Annotated in this window: 16 protein-coding genes and 1 tRNA gene; 9 read left to right on the top strand and 8 right to left on the bottom strand. The window is 61.9% G+C overall.

Annotation, left to right across the window (positions count from 1 at the left end; genetic code table 11):
- The first annotated feature begins 201 nt into the window (after positions 1 to 201).
- Both AC1TQG_RS11090 and AC1TQG_RS11095 read left to right on the top strand, forming a co-directional pair.
- Positions 202 to 411, top strand: a complete 210-nt coding sequence (locus AC1TQG_RS11090) for a CsbD family protein (RefSeq protein ID WP_482136958.1) — start codon at positions 202 to 204, stop codon at positions 409 to 411.
- A gap of 78 nt (positions 412 to 489) precedes the next feature.
- Positions 490 to 580: transfer RNA gene (locus AC1TQG_RS11095), tRNA-Ser, on the top strand.
- Positions 581 to 642: 62 nt separating this feature from the next.
- Here AC1TQG_RS11095 and AC1TQG_RS11100 read toward each other — a convergent pair.
- Positions 643 to 1,635 (bottom strand): NAD-dependent epimerase/dehydratase family protein, encoded by a 993-nt coding sequence (locus AC1TQG_RS11100; RefSeq protein ID WP_482136959.1) that lies wholly within the window; start codon positions 1,633 to 1,635, stop codon positions 643 to 645.
- 176 nt (positions 1,636 to 1,811) lie between these two features.
- Between AC1TQG_RS11100 and AC1TQG_RS11105 the strand changes: the two genes are divergently transcribed.
- From AC1TQG_RS11105 to AC1TQG_RS11135, 7 genes are all read left to right on the top strand, one after another.
- Positions 1,812 to 2,426, top strand: a complete 615-nt coding sequence (locus tag AC1TQG_RS11105; protein ID WP_482136960.1) for a TetR/AcrR family transcriptional regulator — start codon at positions 1,812 to 1,814, stop codon at positions 2,424 to 2,426.
- Positions 2,427 to 2,758: 332 nt separating this feature from the next.
- Positions 2,759 to 4,105, top strand: a complete 1,347-nt coding sequence (locus tag AC1TQG_RS11110; RefSeq protein ID WP_482136961.1) for an aromatic ring-hydroxylating oxygenase subunit alpha — start codon at positions 2,759 to 2,761, stop codon at positions 4,103 to 4,105.
- Positions 4,106 to 4,134: 29 nt separating this feature from the next.
- A complete protein-coding gene (locus AC1TQG_RS11115) occupies positions 4,135 to 4,614 on the top strand; it encodes a hypothetical protein (RefSeq protein WP_482136962.1) in 480 nt (159 codons plus the stop codon).
- Positions 4,611 to 5,897 carry a cytochrome P450 gene (locus AC1TQG_RS11120; protein ID WP_482136963.1) on the top strand — a complete coding sequence of 429 codons (1,287 nt, stop codon included), beginning with the start codon at positions 4,611 to 4,613 and terminating at the stop codon, positions 5,895 to 5,897. Before AC1TQG_RS11115 ends, AC1TQG_RS11120 begins: the two co-directional genes overlap by 4 nt.
- Positions 5,894 to 6,103, top strand: coding sequence for a ferredoxin (locus tag AC1TQG_RS11125; protein WP_482136964.1), 210 nt, complete (start codon positions 5,894 to 5,896; stop codon positions 6,101 to 6,103). Before AC1TQG_RS11120 ends, AC1TQG_RS11125 begins: the two co-directional genes overlap by 4 nt.
- 41 nt (positions 6,104 to 6,144) lie before the next feature.
- Entirely contained in the window at positions 6,145 to 6,900 is a 756-nt protein-coding gene (locus AC1TQG_RS11130) for an SDR family NAD(P)-dependent oxidoreductase (RefSeq protein WP_482136965.1), read from the top strand.
- Between the two features lie 44 nt (positions 6,901 to 6,944).
- The gene (locus AC1TQG_RS11135; protein ID WP_482137327.1) at positions 6,945 to 8,312 is read left to right on the top strand and encodes an ABC transporter substrate-binding protein; all 1,368 of its coding nucleotides are present in this window, start codon (positions 6,945 to 6,947) and stop codon (positions 8,310 to 8,312) included.
- A gap of 435 nt (positions 8,313 to 8,747) precedes the next feature.
- On the opposite strand, the gene AC1TQG_RS11140 is transcribed toward AC1TQG_RS11135, so the two are convergent.
- The 7 genes from AC1TQG_RS11140 to AC1TQG_RS11170 are packed head-to-tail and all read right to left on the bottom strand — an operon-like array spanning position 8,748 to position 16,498.
- Entirely contained in the window at positions 8,748 to 9,227 is a 480-nt protein-coding gene (locus tag AC1TQG_RS11140) for a carboxymuconolactone decarboxylase family protein (protein WP_482136966.1), read from the bottom strand.
- Complete coding sequence (locus AC1TQG_RS11145) at positions 9,224 to 10,321, bottom strand: NAD(P)H-dependent amine dehydrogenase family protein (RefSeq protein ID WP_482136967.1); 1,098 nt, start codon at positions 10,319 to 10,321, stop codon at positions 9,224 to 9,226. The genes AC1TQG_RS11140 and AC1TQG_RS11145 overlap by 4 nt, the downstream gene beginning before the upstream one ends.
- A 48-nt stretch (positions 10,322 to 10,369) precedes the next feature.
- Positions 10,370 to 11,977, bottom strand: a complete 1,608-nt coding sequence (gene nuoN / locus AC1TQG_RS11150; RefSeq protein ID WP_482136968.1) for an NADH-quinone oxidoreductase subunit NuoN — start codon at positions 11,975 to 11,977, stop codon at positions 10,370 to 10,372.
- Positions 11,974 to 13,539, bottom strand: a complete 1,566-nt coding sequence (locus AC1TQG_RS11155) for an NADH-quinone oxidoreductase subunit M (protein WP_482136969.1) — start codon at positions 13,537 to 13,539, stop codon at positions 11,974 to 11,976. The genes nuoN and AC1TQG_RS11155 overlap by 4 nt, the downstream gene beginning before the upstream one ends.
- On the bottom strand, positions 13,536 to 15,419 hold the full coding sequence (gene nuoL, locus AC1TQG_RS11160) for an NADH-quinone oxidoreductase subunit L (protein WP_482136970.1): 1,884 nt from the start codon (positions 15,417 to 15,419) through the stop codon (positions 13,536 to 13,538). The genes AC1TQG_RS11155 and nuoL overlap by 4 nt, the downstream gene beginning before the upstream one ends.
- 6 nt (positions 15,420 to 15,425) lie before the next feature.
- The gene (nuoK, locus tag AC1TQG_RS11165) at positions 15,426 to 15,725 is read right to left on the bottom strand and encodes an NADH-quinone oxidoreductase subunit NuoK (protein WP_482136971.1); all 300 of its coding nucleotides are present in this window, start codon (positions 15,723 to 15,725) and stop codon (positions 15,426 to 15,428) included.
- Entirely contained in the window at positions 15,722 to 16,498 is a 777-nt protein-coding gene (locus AC1TQG_RS11170; RefSeq protein ID WP_482137328.1) for an NADH-quinone oxidoreductase subunit J, read from the bottom strand. The genes nuoK and AC1TQG_RS11170 overlap by 4 nt, the downstream gene beginning before the upstream one ends.
- Positions 16,499 to 16,507: the final 9 nt, after the last annotated feature.

Here is a 16,507-nt window from a genome sequence, read left to right on the forward strand (position 1 = left end):
GAAACGGGCGTCGAACCGGCGTGGTCGGTTGGTCAGATCACATTCGCGGCCTGCTGTGACGGCCGGACGGTGGCCAGATCAACCCGAAGGTGGCACGTTGGAATTTGGTACCCGGGTGTTTACGGGTACCCCTCGGCTGGGTATGCGACTTGCATGCCGAAGAACACGGCCATCTGATCGAACTTCAGAGGGAGGATTGTCATGGGTGTTAGCGACGATGCAAAAAACAAGGCAGAAGATCTCAAGGGCCGCGGCAAAGAGGCCGCAGGGAGCCTGTCCGGCGATGACGAGCTGAAGGCCGAAGGCAAAGGCGACCAGGCCAGCGCGAGCGCCAAGCAGAAGGTCACCGATGCTGCCGACGCGGTCAAGCACAAGGCAGACGACCTCAAGAACAAGCTCACCGGCCACTAGAAGTCGGCGCAGACTGCAAAAACCGGCCCTGACCAGCCGATTGCAGTCCTAGGCCACCGCTGCGGTAATGTCTTCCGCGGTGGCGTGTCCGAGCGGCCGAAGGTGCAGCACTCGAAATGCTGTGTACGGTGACCCCGTACCGAGGGTTCAAATCCCTCCGCCACCGCCATAGAAATCCCCCCATCTTTCAGGTGGGGGGATTTCTTGGTTTTCAGTGCGTTCGGGGCGGGATCAGCCGATGTTGTTTGCGCGGTAGAAGGTGACGGCCTTACGTACCGAATCCTCGAATGGCGTGGTCTTCCAGCCGAGTTCGCGTTCGGCCTTACTGTGGTCCAGTGCGCACATGTAGTCCCACATGTTGAACGCCCGTCTGACGAAAATGATGTCTCGCCGGATCAGTTTTCCGATCACCTGGAGGGCTGACGCACTTGCCAAGACCACAGGCAGTGGCAATCCGAGCCACGGGGCCCGTTTCCCGCCGGCCGCTGTTGCCAGGGTGTGCAGTTCGCGCGAGGTCATGTATGTGTCAGAGATGATGTAGCGCTGCCCATTACGGCCATGGTGCATCGCCAGCACCATGGCTTCGGCGGCGTCGTCGATCGCGACGACCTCGTGCCGCAGACCGCGGAAGTAGAACGGTGCCTTGCCGGCTGAGATCCTTGCCAACATGCCGCCGTGCGGGGTCGGCTGCCAGTCGAGAGGGCCGTACGGGGTGGAGATGCAGAGCGCAACCGCAGGTAGTCCCTTGTCCGAGGCATAGCTCAGCACCAGGTTCTCTGCGTCGACCCGACACTGTGTGTACGCGCCGCCTTCGTCATACCAATTGAACGGATCGTCTTCGGTGACCGGTATGCCGTCGGTGCGTACCGCGAGTGTCGCGATGGTGCTCATGAAGACGAACTTCTCGAGGTCGGCGTCGACCGCGACATCGAGAACATTGCGCAATCCGTCGACGTTGGTGCGAAACAGCGGCGCCGGATCTCTCAGCCACGCCCGCGCATCAACAACGCAATAGAAGACGACGTCGCACCCGGCCATCGCGGTGCGCAGGGCCTCGACGTCCCAGACATCGCCATAGCATCGCTCGACGTCCAGGTCCTCGATGCCCTTCACGGAACTGGTCTTGCGAAGCATCACCCGGACGTCCTCGCCACGTTCGACCAGTTTCCTGGTCACGTTCGAGCCAACGAAGCCGCTGGCCCCGATCACCAATTTCTTTGCCATTGAACGCCTTTGCGTTGTCGATCGACCCGCGACTGGCGTGGGTCGGAGAGGGGAGGCAACACGATTTGATCGATTGATCAATCGACTGCCTATGATGCGGGTCACATTGTGACGTGTCAAGGGGTGGCGTGTGGCGGGTTCCGATCGGTCACCTGTTCGTATGCGAGGATGGGCGAATGGTCGAACGTTGGACACGCGAGCGACGTCTCGAACACACTCGTGGTCTTTTGTTGGATGCGGCCGAAGAGCTGTTTGCGCGCAAGGGTTTTGGCTCCACGCCGCTGGAGGACATCGCGGAAGCCGCGGGGTACACCAGGAGTGCGATCTATTCACACTTCGGTACCAAGTCCGAGCTTTTTCTCGCCGTCATCCAGCGTAGTCGCGAGCGGTTCCTGGATGGCTTCACCGACCTGATCGCTTCCCTGCACCGGTTGGATGATCTCAATCTCGATGTCCTCGCGGACCGTTGGCGCGAGCTGAGCCTGAGTCAAGACGGTCCGGATCGGGCCGCGCTTGGATACGAGTTCACTCTGTTCTTGCTGCGCAATCCCGATGCCCGCGAGCGCGTTGCGGCCCAGCGGCTCGAAGCGATCCGGTCCTTGGGCGAATACATCACCAGGGATGTCACGCGGATCGGCGCCACCCTGACCATTCCGGCTGAAACGTTGGCTCATGTGATCATCGCGACCAATGATGCAGTGACACTCAACAGCAGCGTCGACGACGAAGACCTCTACCGCCCCTTTTTGCAGCTGGTCGTCTCCAGCATCGTGCCGCCCAACGGCGGATAGATGCCCTGGGCCGCTGTCGGCCCGACCCGAAGTCCAGACCACCCGCGGTTCCACCGCGGGTGGTCTTCTTCTTGGATAAGTGCTTTCTCACCTGCGGAAACACTCACTCAAGAACACTCTTGCGCTTTATGTACAACTTTGTACAATAGTGCTGTGGATCACAGTCACCCCTGATCCCGGCCACAACACGTCAGCCCACGTTCAGATCGACATCTCGCCACGAAGGTTCACAGAGTGCGCACCGGCCAACTGGTGGCGCGCGATGACCGCACTCGCGTATCGATGTCGCTCGGACCGCTCGGCTGCCACCACCGACGAAGAGAGCTGAACAAATGGAAACAGCGAGGACCGGAGAATGGGTCGACGAGGCCCGCGGGCTTGCCGAGTACGAGTCCCATGGATTTCCCACCGAGATTCCGAACTCCGAGTACACCTCTCCTGAGTTCCAGGAGCAGGAGCGCGACAAGATCTGGATGAAGGTCTGGCAATTCGCCGGTCGCGTAAGCGAATTGCCCAATGTCGGCGACTGGAAGGAATACAAGGTCCTTGACCAGACCTACATCATCGTGCGCGGCAAGGACGACCAGATTCGCGGATTCGTGAACGCATGCCGGCATCGTGGAAATGTGTTGTGCCAAGGCACCGGAAACGCCAAGCGTGGATTCCTCTGTCAGTACCACCTGTGGTCTTACGACCTGGAAGGCAAACTGCGCGGCATGCTTCGCGAGAATGCGCAGGGTGACATCGACAAGGATGACCTGTCGCTGGTCTCGGTGCCGGTGGATACCTTCGGCGGCTTCATCTTTCTCAATCCTGACCCCGACGCTGCGCCGCTGTCGGACTATCTCGGCGCGGAGGTTTCCAAGCTGCTGGAGCCGTACGCACTCGAAGAGATGACCACGGTCATGAACGTGCGAGAGCGGATCAATTGCAACTGGAAAGTTGTCATGGACGCCTTCGAGGAGGGCTACCACATCTCAGGTATCCATCCCGAACTGCTGAATGTCATTGCGCTGGACCCAAAAACGAGTCGGTACCGGTTCTTCGAGAACCACAGCGTGGCCTGCGCGCCGTTTGATGTTGCCAACTCGATCTCTGCGGATGACGAGATCATGGGAATCAAGGCCCTCCCGGAAACCTTCCCGGGAACCGCGGCGGTATTGCCGCGCTTTGATGAGCTGGTCAGCGCCTACCAGGATGCGGATGGGAAAGTCAGCTTCCCGGAAGGGGTGACCGGCCGGACGATCTTGCAGCAGGCCACCCGCGACACCTTCACCGGCATGGGGCTCGATGTCAGTGGGCTCACCGACGCACAGATGAGTGACAACCACGGCTGGGTGCTGTTCCCGAACTTCTTCATGACAATTCGGGCAGGTGAGGCGCATGTGGTCATGGCGGTCCCTGATCCCGACGGCGATCCCAACAGGTGCATCTGGCACGTGGCCAGTTTCATGTGGCTGCCGGAGGAGTTGCGAGATGTGTACAAGGCAGAGCTGGTCGAGGTCGATGAACCCGGCAGTTACAAGTACTTCCTTGCGCTGCAGCAGGACTACGAGCAGATGCCCAGGCAGCAGCGCGGATTGAGGAACAAAGGGCTCAAGTACATGTCCTTGGTCAGAGAGGAAATCGTCGTATCCCACTTCCACTCTGTTCTGAACAAACACATCGCCGGTCTGTGAATTTTGAAATGCCTCGAATTGGAGAAGAAATGCCAGTGTCTTTGAAGGACGTCAATGATGTTATCGACAACTACACCGGGCTATCGCGCAAGGCTTTGGAATACGGTCTCGTCACAAAGGGGATCGTGGCAGGAGCAGCTAAGGAGCCCGGGTTTTCGGTCGATAGTTGGGCTCCCCTTGCTGACCTGATCGCGGTTGACGTCTTCGAGCGTGTGGGCAACTTCAAAGAGGTCATGAACTGGACCGACTATGTGAACTTTCTGACCGCCTGGGCCGGAAATGCCGACTGGGACTGCTCATTCAAGCGGGTCACCGAGAGCGGGAGCACCGTATTCCTGGAGCTCGAGGAGCGCAGCACGATCGGGGAGTTCAAGAGCGTGGTCAACTCCGTGTCGGTGTACGAATTCGACGACTCGGGAAAGGTCACACATATCGACGTGTATCTGCAGATGGCGCTGCCAGAGGGCGACATGTTCGGTAGCTATGAGGGGGTGACGATTTCAGAGTGAGTGCACCCGAGAACCTCGATGAGGTCGACTTCTTCATCGACAACGAACTGCTGTCGGATCCGTACGACTATCTCGCGGCTGTCCGCAGTGAATGTCCGGTACGGCGAGCGAGCCACCATGACGTGGTGATGATCACCGGCTACGAAGAGGCCCTGGAGATCTACAACGACCCCGCACGCTTCTCGTCGTGCATCTCGGTCGCCGGACCTTTCCCCGGCTTCCCGGTACCCCTTGAGGGCGATGATATTTCGGAACTGATCGAGAAGCATCGCCACCAGCTGATCATGAATGATCAACTGCCCACGATGGATCCGCCTGTTCACACCGCCCACCGGGCGCTGCTTTTGCGGATGATCACACCAAAGCGGTTGAAGGAGAACGAGGAGTTCATGTGGAGACTGGCGGATCGCCAGCTCGATGAGGTGCTCGTCGATGGCCGCTGTGAATTCAACGGCGGATTTGCCACACCGTTCGCGATGCTTGTCATTGCCGATCTCCTGGGCGTTCCGGAGGCCTCGCACGACGAGTTCCGCGACGCACTGCTCAGTGGAACGACCATCGGGAGCAGCACCGGTGACGCGATGGAGCATTCCCCGCTGGGGTATCTCTACGAGAAGTTCACCGAGTACATCGAGGACCGTCGAAGTGCTCCGCGCGGCGACGTTCTGACCGGTGTCGCCTCGGCAACATTCCCGGACGGGAGTGTTCCAGAGGTGTCCGATGCGGTGGCCGTGGCGGCGAATCTCTTTGCCGCAGGCCAGGAAACGACGGTACGTCTGCTCAGTTCGGCCGTGAAGATGATCGCCGAGGACGCCGAGCTCCAAGCCAGGTTGCGGGCCGACCGCAGCCTGCTCCCGGCATTCATCGAGGAGGCGCTGCGCTACGAGAGTCCGGTGCGTGGCGATTTCCGGTTGTCGAAGGTCCCGGTGAACGTCGGCGGAGTCGATCTGCCTGCCGGGACCACCCTGATGCTGATCAACGCGGCGTTGAACCGGGATCCCCGAAAGTTCCCCGAACCCGACGTATTCGACGTTGATCGGTCGAACGCGCGGAGCCACGTTGCCTTCGGCCGCGGAATCCACAGTTGTCCGGGCGCACCTTTGGCCCGGGCCGAGGCCGTGGTGAGTTTGGAGCGCCTACTCGACCGGACTGCTGACATCTGGATCGACGAGGAGCATCACGGTCCCCCCGCGGATCGCCGGTACAGCTACCTTCCGACGTTCGTTCTGCGTGGCCTGACCCGCTTGCACATCGGGTTCAGTCCGGCCGGTCACGGTTCGTGATCCTGCACGTCGACTCCGATCGGTGCGCCGGCCACGGTGCATGTGTTGCCACCTGCCCCGAGGTCTTTGCCTTCACCGACGACGGCTATGCGGAGGTGGTGATGGATCGGATTCCCGACGAACTCGCCGAACTGGCGGGTCAGGCCCAGAGTCATTGCCCGGAACAGGCAATTCGACCGGGACCGTCCACCGCTGGGGCGGAATAGAAAATGCTCATCCGATTCAGTGTTTGAAAGGACTACAGATCATGCCCTTTGAGGGAACCACCGCAGTTGTGACCGGCGGTGCGTCGGGTCTCGGCCTTGCCATTGCCGAGGGCCTGATCGCCCGCGGCACGCAGGTCGCCATCTTCGACGTCCAAGCCGAACAGCTCGAACTCGAGGTCAAACGTCTGCGAGAAACGGGGGCCACGGTCAACGGATACGTCGTCGACGTGTCTGATCGCGGCAAGGTCCGATCCGCAATGGAACAAGTGAGATTCGACTTCGGCCCGGTGCTCATCTTGATCAACAATGCCGGGATCGAACAGTTCGGAAAGTTCGATGAGATCTCAGACGAGTTCTGGGATCGCGTGATGGCGATCAACCTTCGCGGACCGTTCATCTGTACTCAGGAAGCGCTACCCGACATGAAGGCGGCGCAGTGGGGACGGGTTGTCAACATTTCCTCGTCCAGCGCGCAGGGCGGACAGTCGCAGATGGCGGCCTACGTCAGCTCGAAGGCCGGGTTGATCGGTCTGACAAAGAGTTTGGCGCTGGAGCTGGGCAGGTACGGCATCACCGTCAACACGGTTCCGCCAGGAATGGTGGTGACGCCGTTACTGGAGAAGGCAATAGCGGAAGGACGTTTCACCGCCTCGCTGGAACACTTCGCCAAGATCACCCCGGTCAAGCGCGCCGGCCGTCCCGAAGACATCGCGAACGCGACAGTCTTTCTCTGCCAGGACGAGTCGTCGTACATCACGGGCCAGGTCATCGGTGTCAATGGTGGTCGAAGGACATGAGCACCGTGTACATGAAAGGAATAACGAACGTGAGAAGTCATCGAATGGTGATTGCCCTGATGGCATCCGTGCTGCTTGTGGCCGGATGTAGCGACCGCGGCGGCAGTACCGAGGAAGCCGGTGGTGGAGGCGGTACGGCTGCCGCCGACACTGTTTCGAGCAGTTTCGGCGATCTGACTGATGTCTGCCAGGAAGGTGACGCGAAAGGCTCACCGACGCAGGGGGTGACCGATGATCAGATTCAGGTCGGGGTCTTCTCGGATGTCGGTTTCACCAAGAACGAGGAATTCGTCGCCGCCGCAAAGATATTCACCAGCTGGTGCAATGATCTGGGTGGCATCAACGGTCGCGAGATCGTTGCGAACATCCGCGATGCCAAACTGATGGATGTCCGCAAGCAGATGGTGGAGGCCTGCGCCACCGACTTCGCACTTGTGGGTGGCGGTGCCGGACTCGACGGTCTCGGGGTCAAGGAGCGGTTGACCTGCGGGTTGCCGACATTCACAGCCCAGGTCGCTCAAGTCACCTCCGCCGGTGCAGACCTGGAGATCAGTGCCGATCCGAGCCTGACACCGGGATACGACCCCTATTACGGATTCCGATCATGGCTCATCAACGATGCCTATCCGGAGTCGAAGAACGCGGTCGGCATCATCAACGGGGACTCACCGGTGACCAAACTGATGGGCCAACAGGCAGTTGAAGCCGTGGAGGCGGCAGGCGGAAGTTTCGTCTACAACGACCTGTATCCGGCGATGGGTGTCTCGGACTGGACCCCTTATGCGCAAACTCTCAAGAGCAAGGGTGTGAAGGGGTTGATCTGGTACGGCGAGTTCCGGCAGTTGGCCAAACTCGAAGCCGTGCTGACCTCGATGGACTACAAGCTCGATTGGATCGACACCAACAACAGTGCTTATGGCGAAGAGTTCATCGGCCTGCTGGGTACGTCTGCCGAGGCGCAGAACAATTATCTGGATTTGGGCGGCAACGCACCGTTGAACAGTGATGCCCCGGCAATCAAGGAATTGCTTGCCCTGCAGGCGAAGTACGCCCCGGACTCGCTGTTGACGCTGCCGGCGATCAGGGCCATGTCCTCGTGGTTGCTCTTCGCGAAGGCGGCGGCCTCGTGTGGCGACGATCTGACCCGAACCTGCGTCTATGAGGCGGCCAGGTCTGAGACAGCCTGGACCGGTGGCGGTTTGCATGTGCCGCAGAACATTTCCGAGCCGGTCCCACCGTCGCCCTGCTTCAACGTCGAGGTGGCACGGCCCCAGGGCTGGGAAGCCGCGGACTTCGGACCGGACGTCGATGGCCTCTACCGCTGCGATGTCCCGCCGCTGAAGTACACGACCGACTTCGGTCAGCCGATGACACTGGCGGACGTCGGAAAGAGTATGGCCGACATCAAGTAGGTGCCGAACTGTTGCAGGCAGGGGTCCTGGGCGCCGTGGTCTTGCGGTTGTCCGATTTCCCGTTACACTTGTGCTCTGCATCACAGAGGGAACGTCGTATGGATCGAATCACAGCCTGATTCTTGTCCAATGCAACCCCTGCTTTGCTCGCTCGGTGATGACTGACCGCATAGGAGAAGGTTGCAGTGGACGAACGCCTGTACTACTCGAATCCGCCGATGGATCCCTCGACCCTTGTCAGGGAGAGCGGGGCCAGGCTCCATGCCATCGTCTTGTCGCAGAAAAATCGGTGGCGTATCAAGCTGGCCAGTTCGGACTTCCGATCGATAGTCGGGCTTCCCTGGGTGGTCTGATCGCCCGAAGGCTTCGGCGTCGGCAAGATTTTGCGCGGATTGCTTTTGCCACGTTGATCGGGTGCGGCAGCAGTCGCTGAAATCAGTGGTTCGGCAGTACGCAGGCGGTGTCCAGGCCGAGAACATGGTTGAGGCGACCAAACGCCAGCCACGAACCCAGGCACATGCTCAGCTCCACGATTTCGCGCTGGTCGTAGGCGGCAGTCATCCGCGACCAGAACTCGTCGTCGAGCCCGTGATGGTCCACGGCGTACCGCTCGGCGTACTCGGCTGCCAGACGGGTCCGGACGTCGAAGGCGTCAGTGGTGCGCCAATTCTCGACCGCCTCATCGAAGGTCGGTTCGACCTTCACGCCGTCCCGCTCGGTCCGCCAGTCCTGGCAGAATACGCAACCGTTGATCTGGGCGATCCGGAGGCGGGCCGCCTCGAATTCCCGAAGTCCCAGCGTGGAATCCGAATAGACCTTCATCGAGAAGTTGGCCGCCGCCCCACCGATCGCCGGCACCATCTCACCCCACACGTAGGTGATCGGGTCTTTGCCGTCGGGTACGTCGATTCTCATGTCGATGTCTTCCTCTTCAGTTTGCCGATAGCCGGCGTGAGTGGAACGTCGAGTGCGTCGTACAGGCCGGGGCCGGCCGCGCGGAGCCAATTGATCGAGTTCACCAATCTGCCCACCGCCGTGGCATTTCCACCGGCGGCACGGTTGCCACCTTCATCGGTCGCCTCGACATTGATCTCTATCCGCGGGCGTCCTTCGATGATCACCTTGTGTGCGCCGTCCCCGCCGTCGGGTGGCATCGGCCAATCCGGTGCGCAGGAGGGGTGGATCCGGGTGATGTGTTCGATGACGATCAGCGGTTCACCGTCGGTGATGCCCTGGATCTCGAAACGTAGAGCTCCCTGGGTGCCCGCGACGAACGTGCCCATCTGCGCGGTTTCGATCGTGGTTTCCAGTGGCCGACGAAGAAGGGTTTCCCGGATCTCATCCACCTCGACCCCGAGGGCGCGGGCTATGAGCCGAATCTGTCCACCCCACACCATCGTTGGAACACCTTGCGCCACCATCGGTGGGTCGTAGTCCATCGGTTGCCCCATCCCGATGAGATAACGCACCGAGTCGGGCTGGTCGTAGGTTGTGTAGTCGAAGATCTCCTGGCAGCGGACCTGTTCCACGGTCGACGCCAAACCGCTCGCGAGGATCGGCAGGATGTCGTTGCCCCACCCGGGGTCGACGCCCGATACGAAGAGGGATCCACCGCCGTCGTCGATGGCGGCCAGTACGGGGTCGCGCAGCTCCGCGGGGGCAGAGGTGGGGTCGTAGAGCGCATAGAGCGCCGGGCTCACCACCGTCGCACCGACCCGGATCGCCCGGATGATGTCGGAGAGAGCGTCATCGGGTCTGATGTCGCCGGACGCCGCATAGACGACGGACTCGGCCCCGGCCAGGGCCTTCTCGATATCGTCTGTGGCCATCACCCCAAGGCTGCGGCCGACGTCGGCGATGTCGCCGGCGTCTCGCCCGACCTTGTCGGGGTTGTGCACAATCACTGCGGTGAGTTCGAGGTCAGGATGGGCGTCGACAGCGCGAATCGCCGCCCGCCCCACATTTCCGGTTCCCCACACCACGGTCCGTACCGCGCTCGGACTACTCATCAGGCCAGAATATAGAACACGTTCCACTTTATCCGGCGGTCCGAGATGTCAGCGATAGAACACCGCGGCATTGTCGGCGAGGTCGAGTAGCGGTTGCGGGAAGATGCCGATCAACACGGTGGCGGCGGCGCTGATTCCGATGGTCACGGTGGTCGCGAGATTGGGTGCCACCACCGTCGGGGCATCGGAATCGGGTTCGGCATCGGGCTCGGTGAAGAACATCAACCCGATCACCCGGATGTAGAAGACCACGGCAATCGCACTGCTGAGTACACCCACGATCACCAGCGGTACGGCTCCGCTTGAGGCGGCAGCTTCGAATACCGCGAACTTGCTGACAAATCCACTGGTCAGCGGGATGCCGGCAAAAGCCAGCAGGAACAGAGCAAACACTGCTGCCACCACCGGTGACCGGCGACCGAGTCCGGCCCACCGCGACATCGCGGTCACCTCGCCCGCACCGTCCCGGACCAACGTCAGTACCGCAAAAGCTCCGACCGTGCTGAAGCCGTAGGCCACCAGGTAGAACATGGTCGACGACAAGCCATCTCGGCTGATCGCGATCACACCGGTGAGGATGAATCCGGCGTGGGCCACCGAGGAATACGCCAGCATCCTCTTCATGTCGGTCTGGGTGATCGCAACAACGGAACCGAGCACCATGGTCGCGATCGCGACCGCCCACATCACCGGACGCCAATCATCTTTGAGGTCTGGTAGCGCGACATAGAAGACGCGCAGGACCGCACCAAACGCAGCGATCTTGGTGGCCGAGGCCATGAAGGCGGTGATCGGGGTGGGAGCGCCCTGATAGACATCGGGGATCCAGTAGTGGAAGGGCACGGCGCCGATCTTGAAGAGCAGCCCCACCGACACCAGCCCGGCACCGATCAGCGCCAGAGTCCGATCGGCGGTGTCGGCGTCGACGGCTGCCGCGATCTCGTCGAGCTGGACAGACCCGGCGTACCCGTAGAGGAACGCGGCGCCGAACAGGAAGAACGCTGACGAAAAGGCGCCGAGTAGAAAGTATTTGAGCGCTGCCTCCTGCGACAGCAACCGACGTCGGCGGGCCAGCGCGCAGAGCAGATACAACGGCAGCGACAGCACTTCGAGGGCGATGAACATCGTCAGCAGATCGTCCGATGCCGGGAACAGCAGCATCCCGCCGACCGCGAACATGACCAGTGGGAAGACCTCGGTCTGAATGATCCCGGCCCGCGTTGCGGTGTGCTCGTTCTCGCTGCCGGGTACGGTCGCGGCCGCAGAGGTGAACGCGTCCAGGACACCTCGTCCACCCGATGTGGCGGTGCCCACCCCGGCGGCCGCTGCGACTCCGACCGACGTCCGCTGCGCGATGAGCGGGATGACCAACACCGACACGACCAGGATGGTGCCCTGCATCAGCAGCGCGGGGCCGTCGACGGCAACGGCACCCACCGCTGCCGATGCACTGGTACCGGCAAGTGCCACAACAGCTATGAATGCCGCTGCCAAGCCTCCGATGCTCAACACCAGCTGCCCGCCATAGCGATACCGGGCCGGTGCAAAGGCCTCGACCAGCACGCCGACCACCGCCACCCCGAACACGATCAGCATCGGTGAGAGCTGGGCGTATTCGATGGACGGGGCCGGCAACACGTCTACAGCGGAGTTCATCGTGGTCCTCCGTCGGGTACGGCGACAGCGGGCGCCGGATCTTGTTCGTCGATGACGGTCAGGGTGTGGCCGACAGCGGGATCGATCACGTCCAGGACAGGTTTGGGGTAGATGCCGAGCGCCAGCAGCAGGGCGATGAGCGGTGCCACGACCATGAGCTCGCGTCGCTTGAGGTCGCCTATCCGTTCGTTGCCCTTCGACACCGGTCCGGTCATGATGCGCTGGAACATCCACAGCACGTAGAGGGCAGCCAGGACCAGGGCGATCGAGGCGCAGATCGCGGCCACCGGATAGCGGGTGAAAGTGCCGATCAGGACCAGGAATTCGCTGACAAAGGGCCCCAGGCCCGGTAGCGACAGGGTGGCAAGCCCTGCGACGAGGAACGTCCCGGCCATGACCGGAGCGACCTTCTGGACCCCGCCGTAGTCGGCGATGTTGCGGGTGCCGCGCCGGGTGACCAGGAAGCCGGCGATGAGCATGAGTGCGGCCGTTGCGATCCCGTGGTTCACCATGTACAGCGTCGATCCGGCTTGTCCCTGGCTGGTCAACGCGAAGATGCCAAGGATGATGAAGCCGAAGTGGGAGATCGACGTGTACGCGATGAGTCGCATCATGTCGGTTTGCCCGATCGCCAGGATCGCGCCGTAGACGATGCCGATCACGGCAAGGGTGATGATCAGGGGTGTGAAATACCTTGTGGCATCGGGAAACAGCTGGACGCAGTAGCGCAACATCGCAAACGTGCCGACCTTGTCGACAACGGCCATCATGAGCACGGCGCCGGCAGGTGTCGCCTGAACGGCCGCGTCGGGCAACCAGGTGTGCAGGGGCCAGAGCGGGGCCTTGACCGCAAAGGCGAACATGAACCCGAGGAACAGCGCCTTGGCCACGGTGGGATCGACGTCGAGTGCGCCCGACGAGATCGCGGCAACGATCTCGCGGAAATCGAAGGTGCCACCGCCGTGATCCACGGTGACCACGTACAGTCCGATCACCGCCGCCAGCATGACCAGACCGCCGACGAGGTTGTAGAGCAAGAACTTCACCGCCGCGCGCGTGCGTTCTCCGGCTTCGCGGGGACTCCCGAATCCGGCGATGAGGAAGTACATCGGGATCAGCATGGCTTCGAAGAAGATGTAGAAGAGCAGGATGTCGAGTGCGGTGAACGAGATCATCACCATCGCCTCGACCAGGAGCATCAGCGCCACGTAGCGGTGTGTGGCCCGTCGTCGTTCCGGGTCGGCGTCATGCCAGCCGGCGATCAGCAGTAGCGGCAACAAAACTGCCGTCAGGAGCACAAGAGCCAACGCGATCCCATCGATTCCCAGCGCGTAGCTCGCGCCGAAAGCCGGTATCCACGACCTGGATTCGACGAACTGGAACTGCGCACCGCCGGTGTCGAAGTCGATCGCGAGGCCGATGGCGATGGCGAGTACCACCGCCGAGGTGGCCAGGGCGATCCACTTCACATGCTCGCGCATCCGCGGTGGCATGCTGAGGATGATGACAGCGCCAACGGCGGGTACCGCCCACAACAGTGTCAGCCAGGGAACGTCGCTCACCACACCCTCACCACCATCATCATCGCGACCACCAGGGCGGCGCCGGCAAAGACCGACAGCGCGTACGAACGAACAAAACCGGTTTGGAGGTGACGCGCGCCACCCGAGAACGCCGACACCGCAGTTGCAACGCCGCGAACGACGCCGTCAACTCCCTTGGTGTCGACCACATCCAGTGCAGTGGTGAGCTTTTGGCCGGGACGCATGAACACTTCCTCGTTGAATGCGTCGCCATAGAGGTCCTGGCGGGCGGCCTTGGTCAACGGTGTCACGTCGTCGGGGGCGACGTCGGGAATGGTGCGCCCGGCGTACTGGCGGTAGGCGATCCCCACCCCGACGAGCACCACGGCCAGGGTGCTGACGGTGATCACCCAGACCGGCACTCCGAGGTGTCCGTGGTGTTCCCCGACAACGGGTTCCAGCCAGTCTTGCAGCGAGCTGCCGAGTACCAGGAGTCCGCCTGCTCCCGCCGACCCGAGGGCAAGCACGATCATCGGCGCGGTCATCAGTGTCGGCGACTCATGGGGGTGCGTGTCGGCTGCCCACCGCCGGTCCCCGAAGAAGGTCAACAGCATCACGCGTGTCATGTAGTACGCGGTGATCCCGGCGCCGAGCACCGCCACGGTGCCGAGAATGATGCCCTTGGCACCACCTGCCGCCCAGGCGGTTTCGATGATCTTGTCTTTCGAGAAGAATCCGGAGAACGGTGGGATGCCGATGATCGCGAGGTATCCGAGCCCGAAGGTGACAAACGTGATCGGCATCAGGGTCCGCAGCCCGCCGTACCGGCGCATGTCGGTCTCGTCGTTCATGCCGTGCATCACCGAACCGGCGCCCAGGAAGAGCCCGGCCTTGAAGAACCCGTGGGTGATCAGGTGCAGGATGGCGAACGCGTACCCGGCCGGGCCCAGCCCGGCAGCGAGGACCATATAGCCGATCTGGCTCATGGTCGATGCGGCCAGTGCCTTCTTGATGTCGTCCTTTGCGCAGCCGATGATCGCGCCGAAGAGCAGGGTCACCGCACCGACGATCACCACGCCCAGTTGGGCATTCGGCGCCAGATTGAAGATCGGTCCCGAGCGGGTGATGAGGTACACGCCTGCGGTGACCATGGTGGCCGCGTGGATCAGCGCGGAGACCGGGGTCGGGCCCTCCATGGCATCACCGAGCCAGGATTGCAGCGGGACCTGAGCTGATTTTCCGCAGGCCGCGAGTAGCAGCATGAGTCCCAGTGCGGTCAGTGTTCCTTCGCCGGCCTCGCCGGCGCCACCGAACACCTCGGAGAAGCCAACCGAGCCGAACGTCGCGAACATGATCATCATGCCGATCGCCAGGCCCATGTCGCCGACCCGGTTGACCACAAAGGCCTTCTTCGCGGCGGCTGCCGCAGCGGGCCGTTCGTGCCAGAAACCGATCAACAGGTATGACGCCAGACCGACTCCTTCCCAGCCCAGGTACAGGCCGAGGTAGTTGTCGGCGAGCACCAGCAGCAGCATTGCCGCCAGAAAGAGGTTCAAATATGCGAAGAACCGGCGTTTTCCAGGATCGTCTGCCATGTAGCTGACGGAATAGATGTGGATCAGCGACCCGACGCCGGTGATCAGCAGAACAAAACACATGGAGAGCTGGTCGAGCTGTAACCCGAAGTCGACCTGCAGTTCTCCGACCGGAACCCATGTGAACAGGGTCTGATCCATCGAGCGGTCGTCGGTGGATGTGCCGAGCATGTCGAGGAACAAGACGACACCGAACACAAACGACGCCAATGCCATCAGGCAGCCGAGTAGATGTCCCCATCGGTCGGTGCGCCGACCGCCCAACAACAGAACCGCTGCCCCCGCGAGGGGCAGTGCCGGAAGGACCCAGATGAGTTTGTCCATGGCGGATCAGAGTTTCAGCAGATCGGCGACGTCGACCGAGGTCGAGCGACGGGTGCGGAAGATCATCATGATGATCGCCAGGCCGACAACAACTTCCGCGGCGGCAACGACCATGGTGAAGAACGCGATCACCTGGCCATCGAGATTGCCGTGCATGCGGGCGAAGGTGACAAACGCGAGGTTGCAGGCATTGAGCATCAACTCGACACACATGAACACCACGACGGCGTTGCGGCGGACCAGAACACCGGCGGCCCCGATGGTGAACAGGAGCACCGAAACATAGAGGTAGTTCTCCGGATTCATGATCGGCGCTCCGTGTCGCGGATTGCGGGAGACGGACCGGTCGGGTCGCGGGGAACGAGGACGTCGCTGACCGATAGGTCGGAATAGGAACCATCGGGTAGGCGCGCCGGCATGTCGACCGCATTGTGGCGGGCGTAGACACCGGGATTGGGCAGGGGTGTGGCGCGTTCACCGTCGCGGAACCGGTTGATGGACATCTGCCGCTGGGTTGCCTTGGGGACGAGTCGTTCCCGATGGGCGAGCACCATCGCGCCGAGGGTGGCGGTGATCAGTAGCGCGCCGGTCAACTCGAATGCCCACAGGTATCGGATGAAGATGATCTCGGCCAAACCCTCGACGTTGCCACCCGCGTTGGCGTCCTCGACTCCGGCAAAGGCGGTGACCGAGGCGCTGCCGACACCGGCGATGATGAGGATCCCGAATCCGAGCCCGGCCACGATTGCTCCGAGTCGTTGTCCCCGAAGGGTTTCGACCAGTGAATCCGTCGAGTCGACTCCAACGAGCATGAGGACGAACAGAAAGAGCATCATCACCGCGCCGGTGTACACCACCACCTGCGCGACGCCGAGAAACATCGCACCCTGTGCGATGTAGAAGACGGCAAGGATGATCATGGTCATCGCCAGGAAGACCGCCGAGTACACCGCTTTGGCCGAGCACACCACGCCGAGGGCGCCGAGGACGGCGATCGTGCCGAGGATCCAGAACTGCACCGCCTCAGCGGTTGACGTCTCGGTCAGCGGCTGCGCGGCAAGTGTCGATGCGGACAACAGGCTGTTCAC

The organism is Williamsia sp. Y844, from assembly GCF_056786475.1.

Bases quoted from the DNA above. Each gene is read 5' to 3' on its own strand.
- AC1TQG_RS11090 (WP_482136958.1), top strand. From the start codon at position 202: ATGGGTGTTAGCGACGATGCAAAAAACAAGGCAGAAGATCTCAAGGGC.
- AC1TQG_RS11100 (WP_482136959.1), bottom strand. From the start codon at position 1,635: ATGGCAAAGAAATTGGTGATCGGGGCCAGCGGCTTCGTTGGCTCGAAC.
- AC1TQG_RS11105 (WP_482136960.1), top strand. From the start codon at position 1,812: ATGGTCGAACGTTGGACACGCGAGCGACGTCTCGAACACACTCGTGGT.
- AC1TQG_RS11110 (WP_482136961.1), top strand. From the start codon at position 2,759: ATGGAAACAGCGAGGACCGGAGAATGGGTCGACGAGGCCCGCGGGCTT.
- AC1TQG_RS11115 (WP_482136962.1), top strand. From the start codon at position 4,135: ATGCCAGTGTCTTTGAAGGACGTCAATGATGTTATCGACAACTACACC.
- AC1TQG_RS11130 (WP_482136965.1), top strand. From the start codon at position 6,145: ATGCCCTTTGAGGGAACCACCGCAGTTGTGACCGGCGGTGCGTCGGGT.
- AC1TQG_RS11135 (WP_482137327.1), top strand. From the start codon at position 6,945: ATGGTGATTGCCCTGATGGCATCCGTGCTGCTTGTGGCCGGATGTAGC.
- AC1TQG_RS11140 (WP_482136966.1), bottom strand. From the start codon at position 9,227: ATGAGAATCGACGTACCCGACGGCAAAGACCCGATCACCTACGTGTGG.
- AC1TQG_RS11145 (WP_482136967.1), bottom strand. From the start codon at position 10,321: ATGAGTAGTCCGAGCGCGGTACGGACCGTGGTGTGGGGAACCGGAAAT.
- nuoN (WP_482136968.1), bottom strand. From the start codon at position 11,977: ATGAACTCCGCTGTAGACGTGTTGCCGGCCCCGTCCATCGAATACGCC.
- nuoL (WP_482136970.1), bottom strand. From the start codon at position 15,419: ATGGACAAACTCATCTGGGTCCTTCCGGCACTGCCCCTCGCGGGGGCA.
- nuoK (WP_482136971.1), bottom strand. From the start codon at position 15,725: ATGAATCCGGAGAACTACCTCTATGTTTCGGTGCTCCTGTTCACCATC.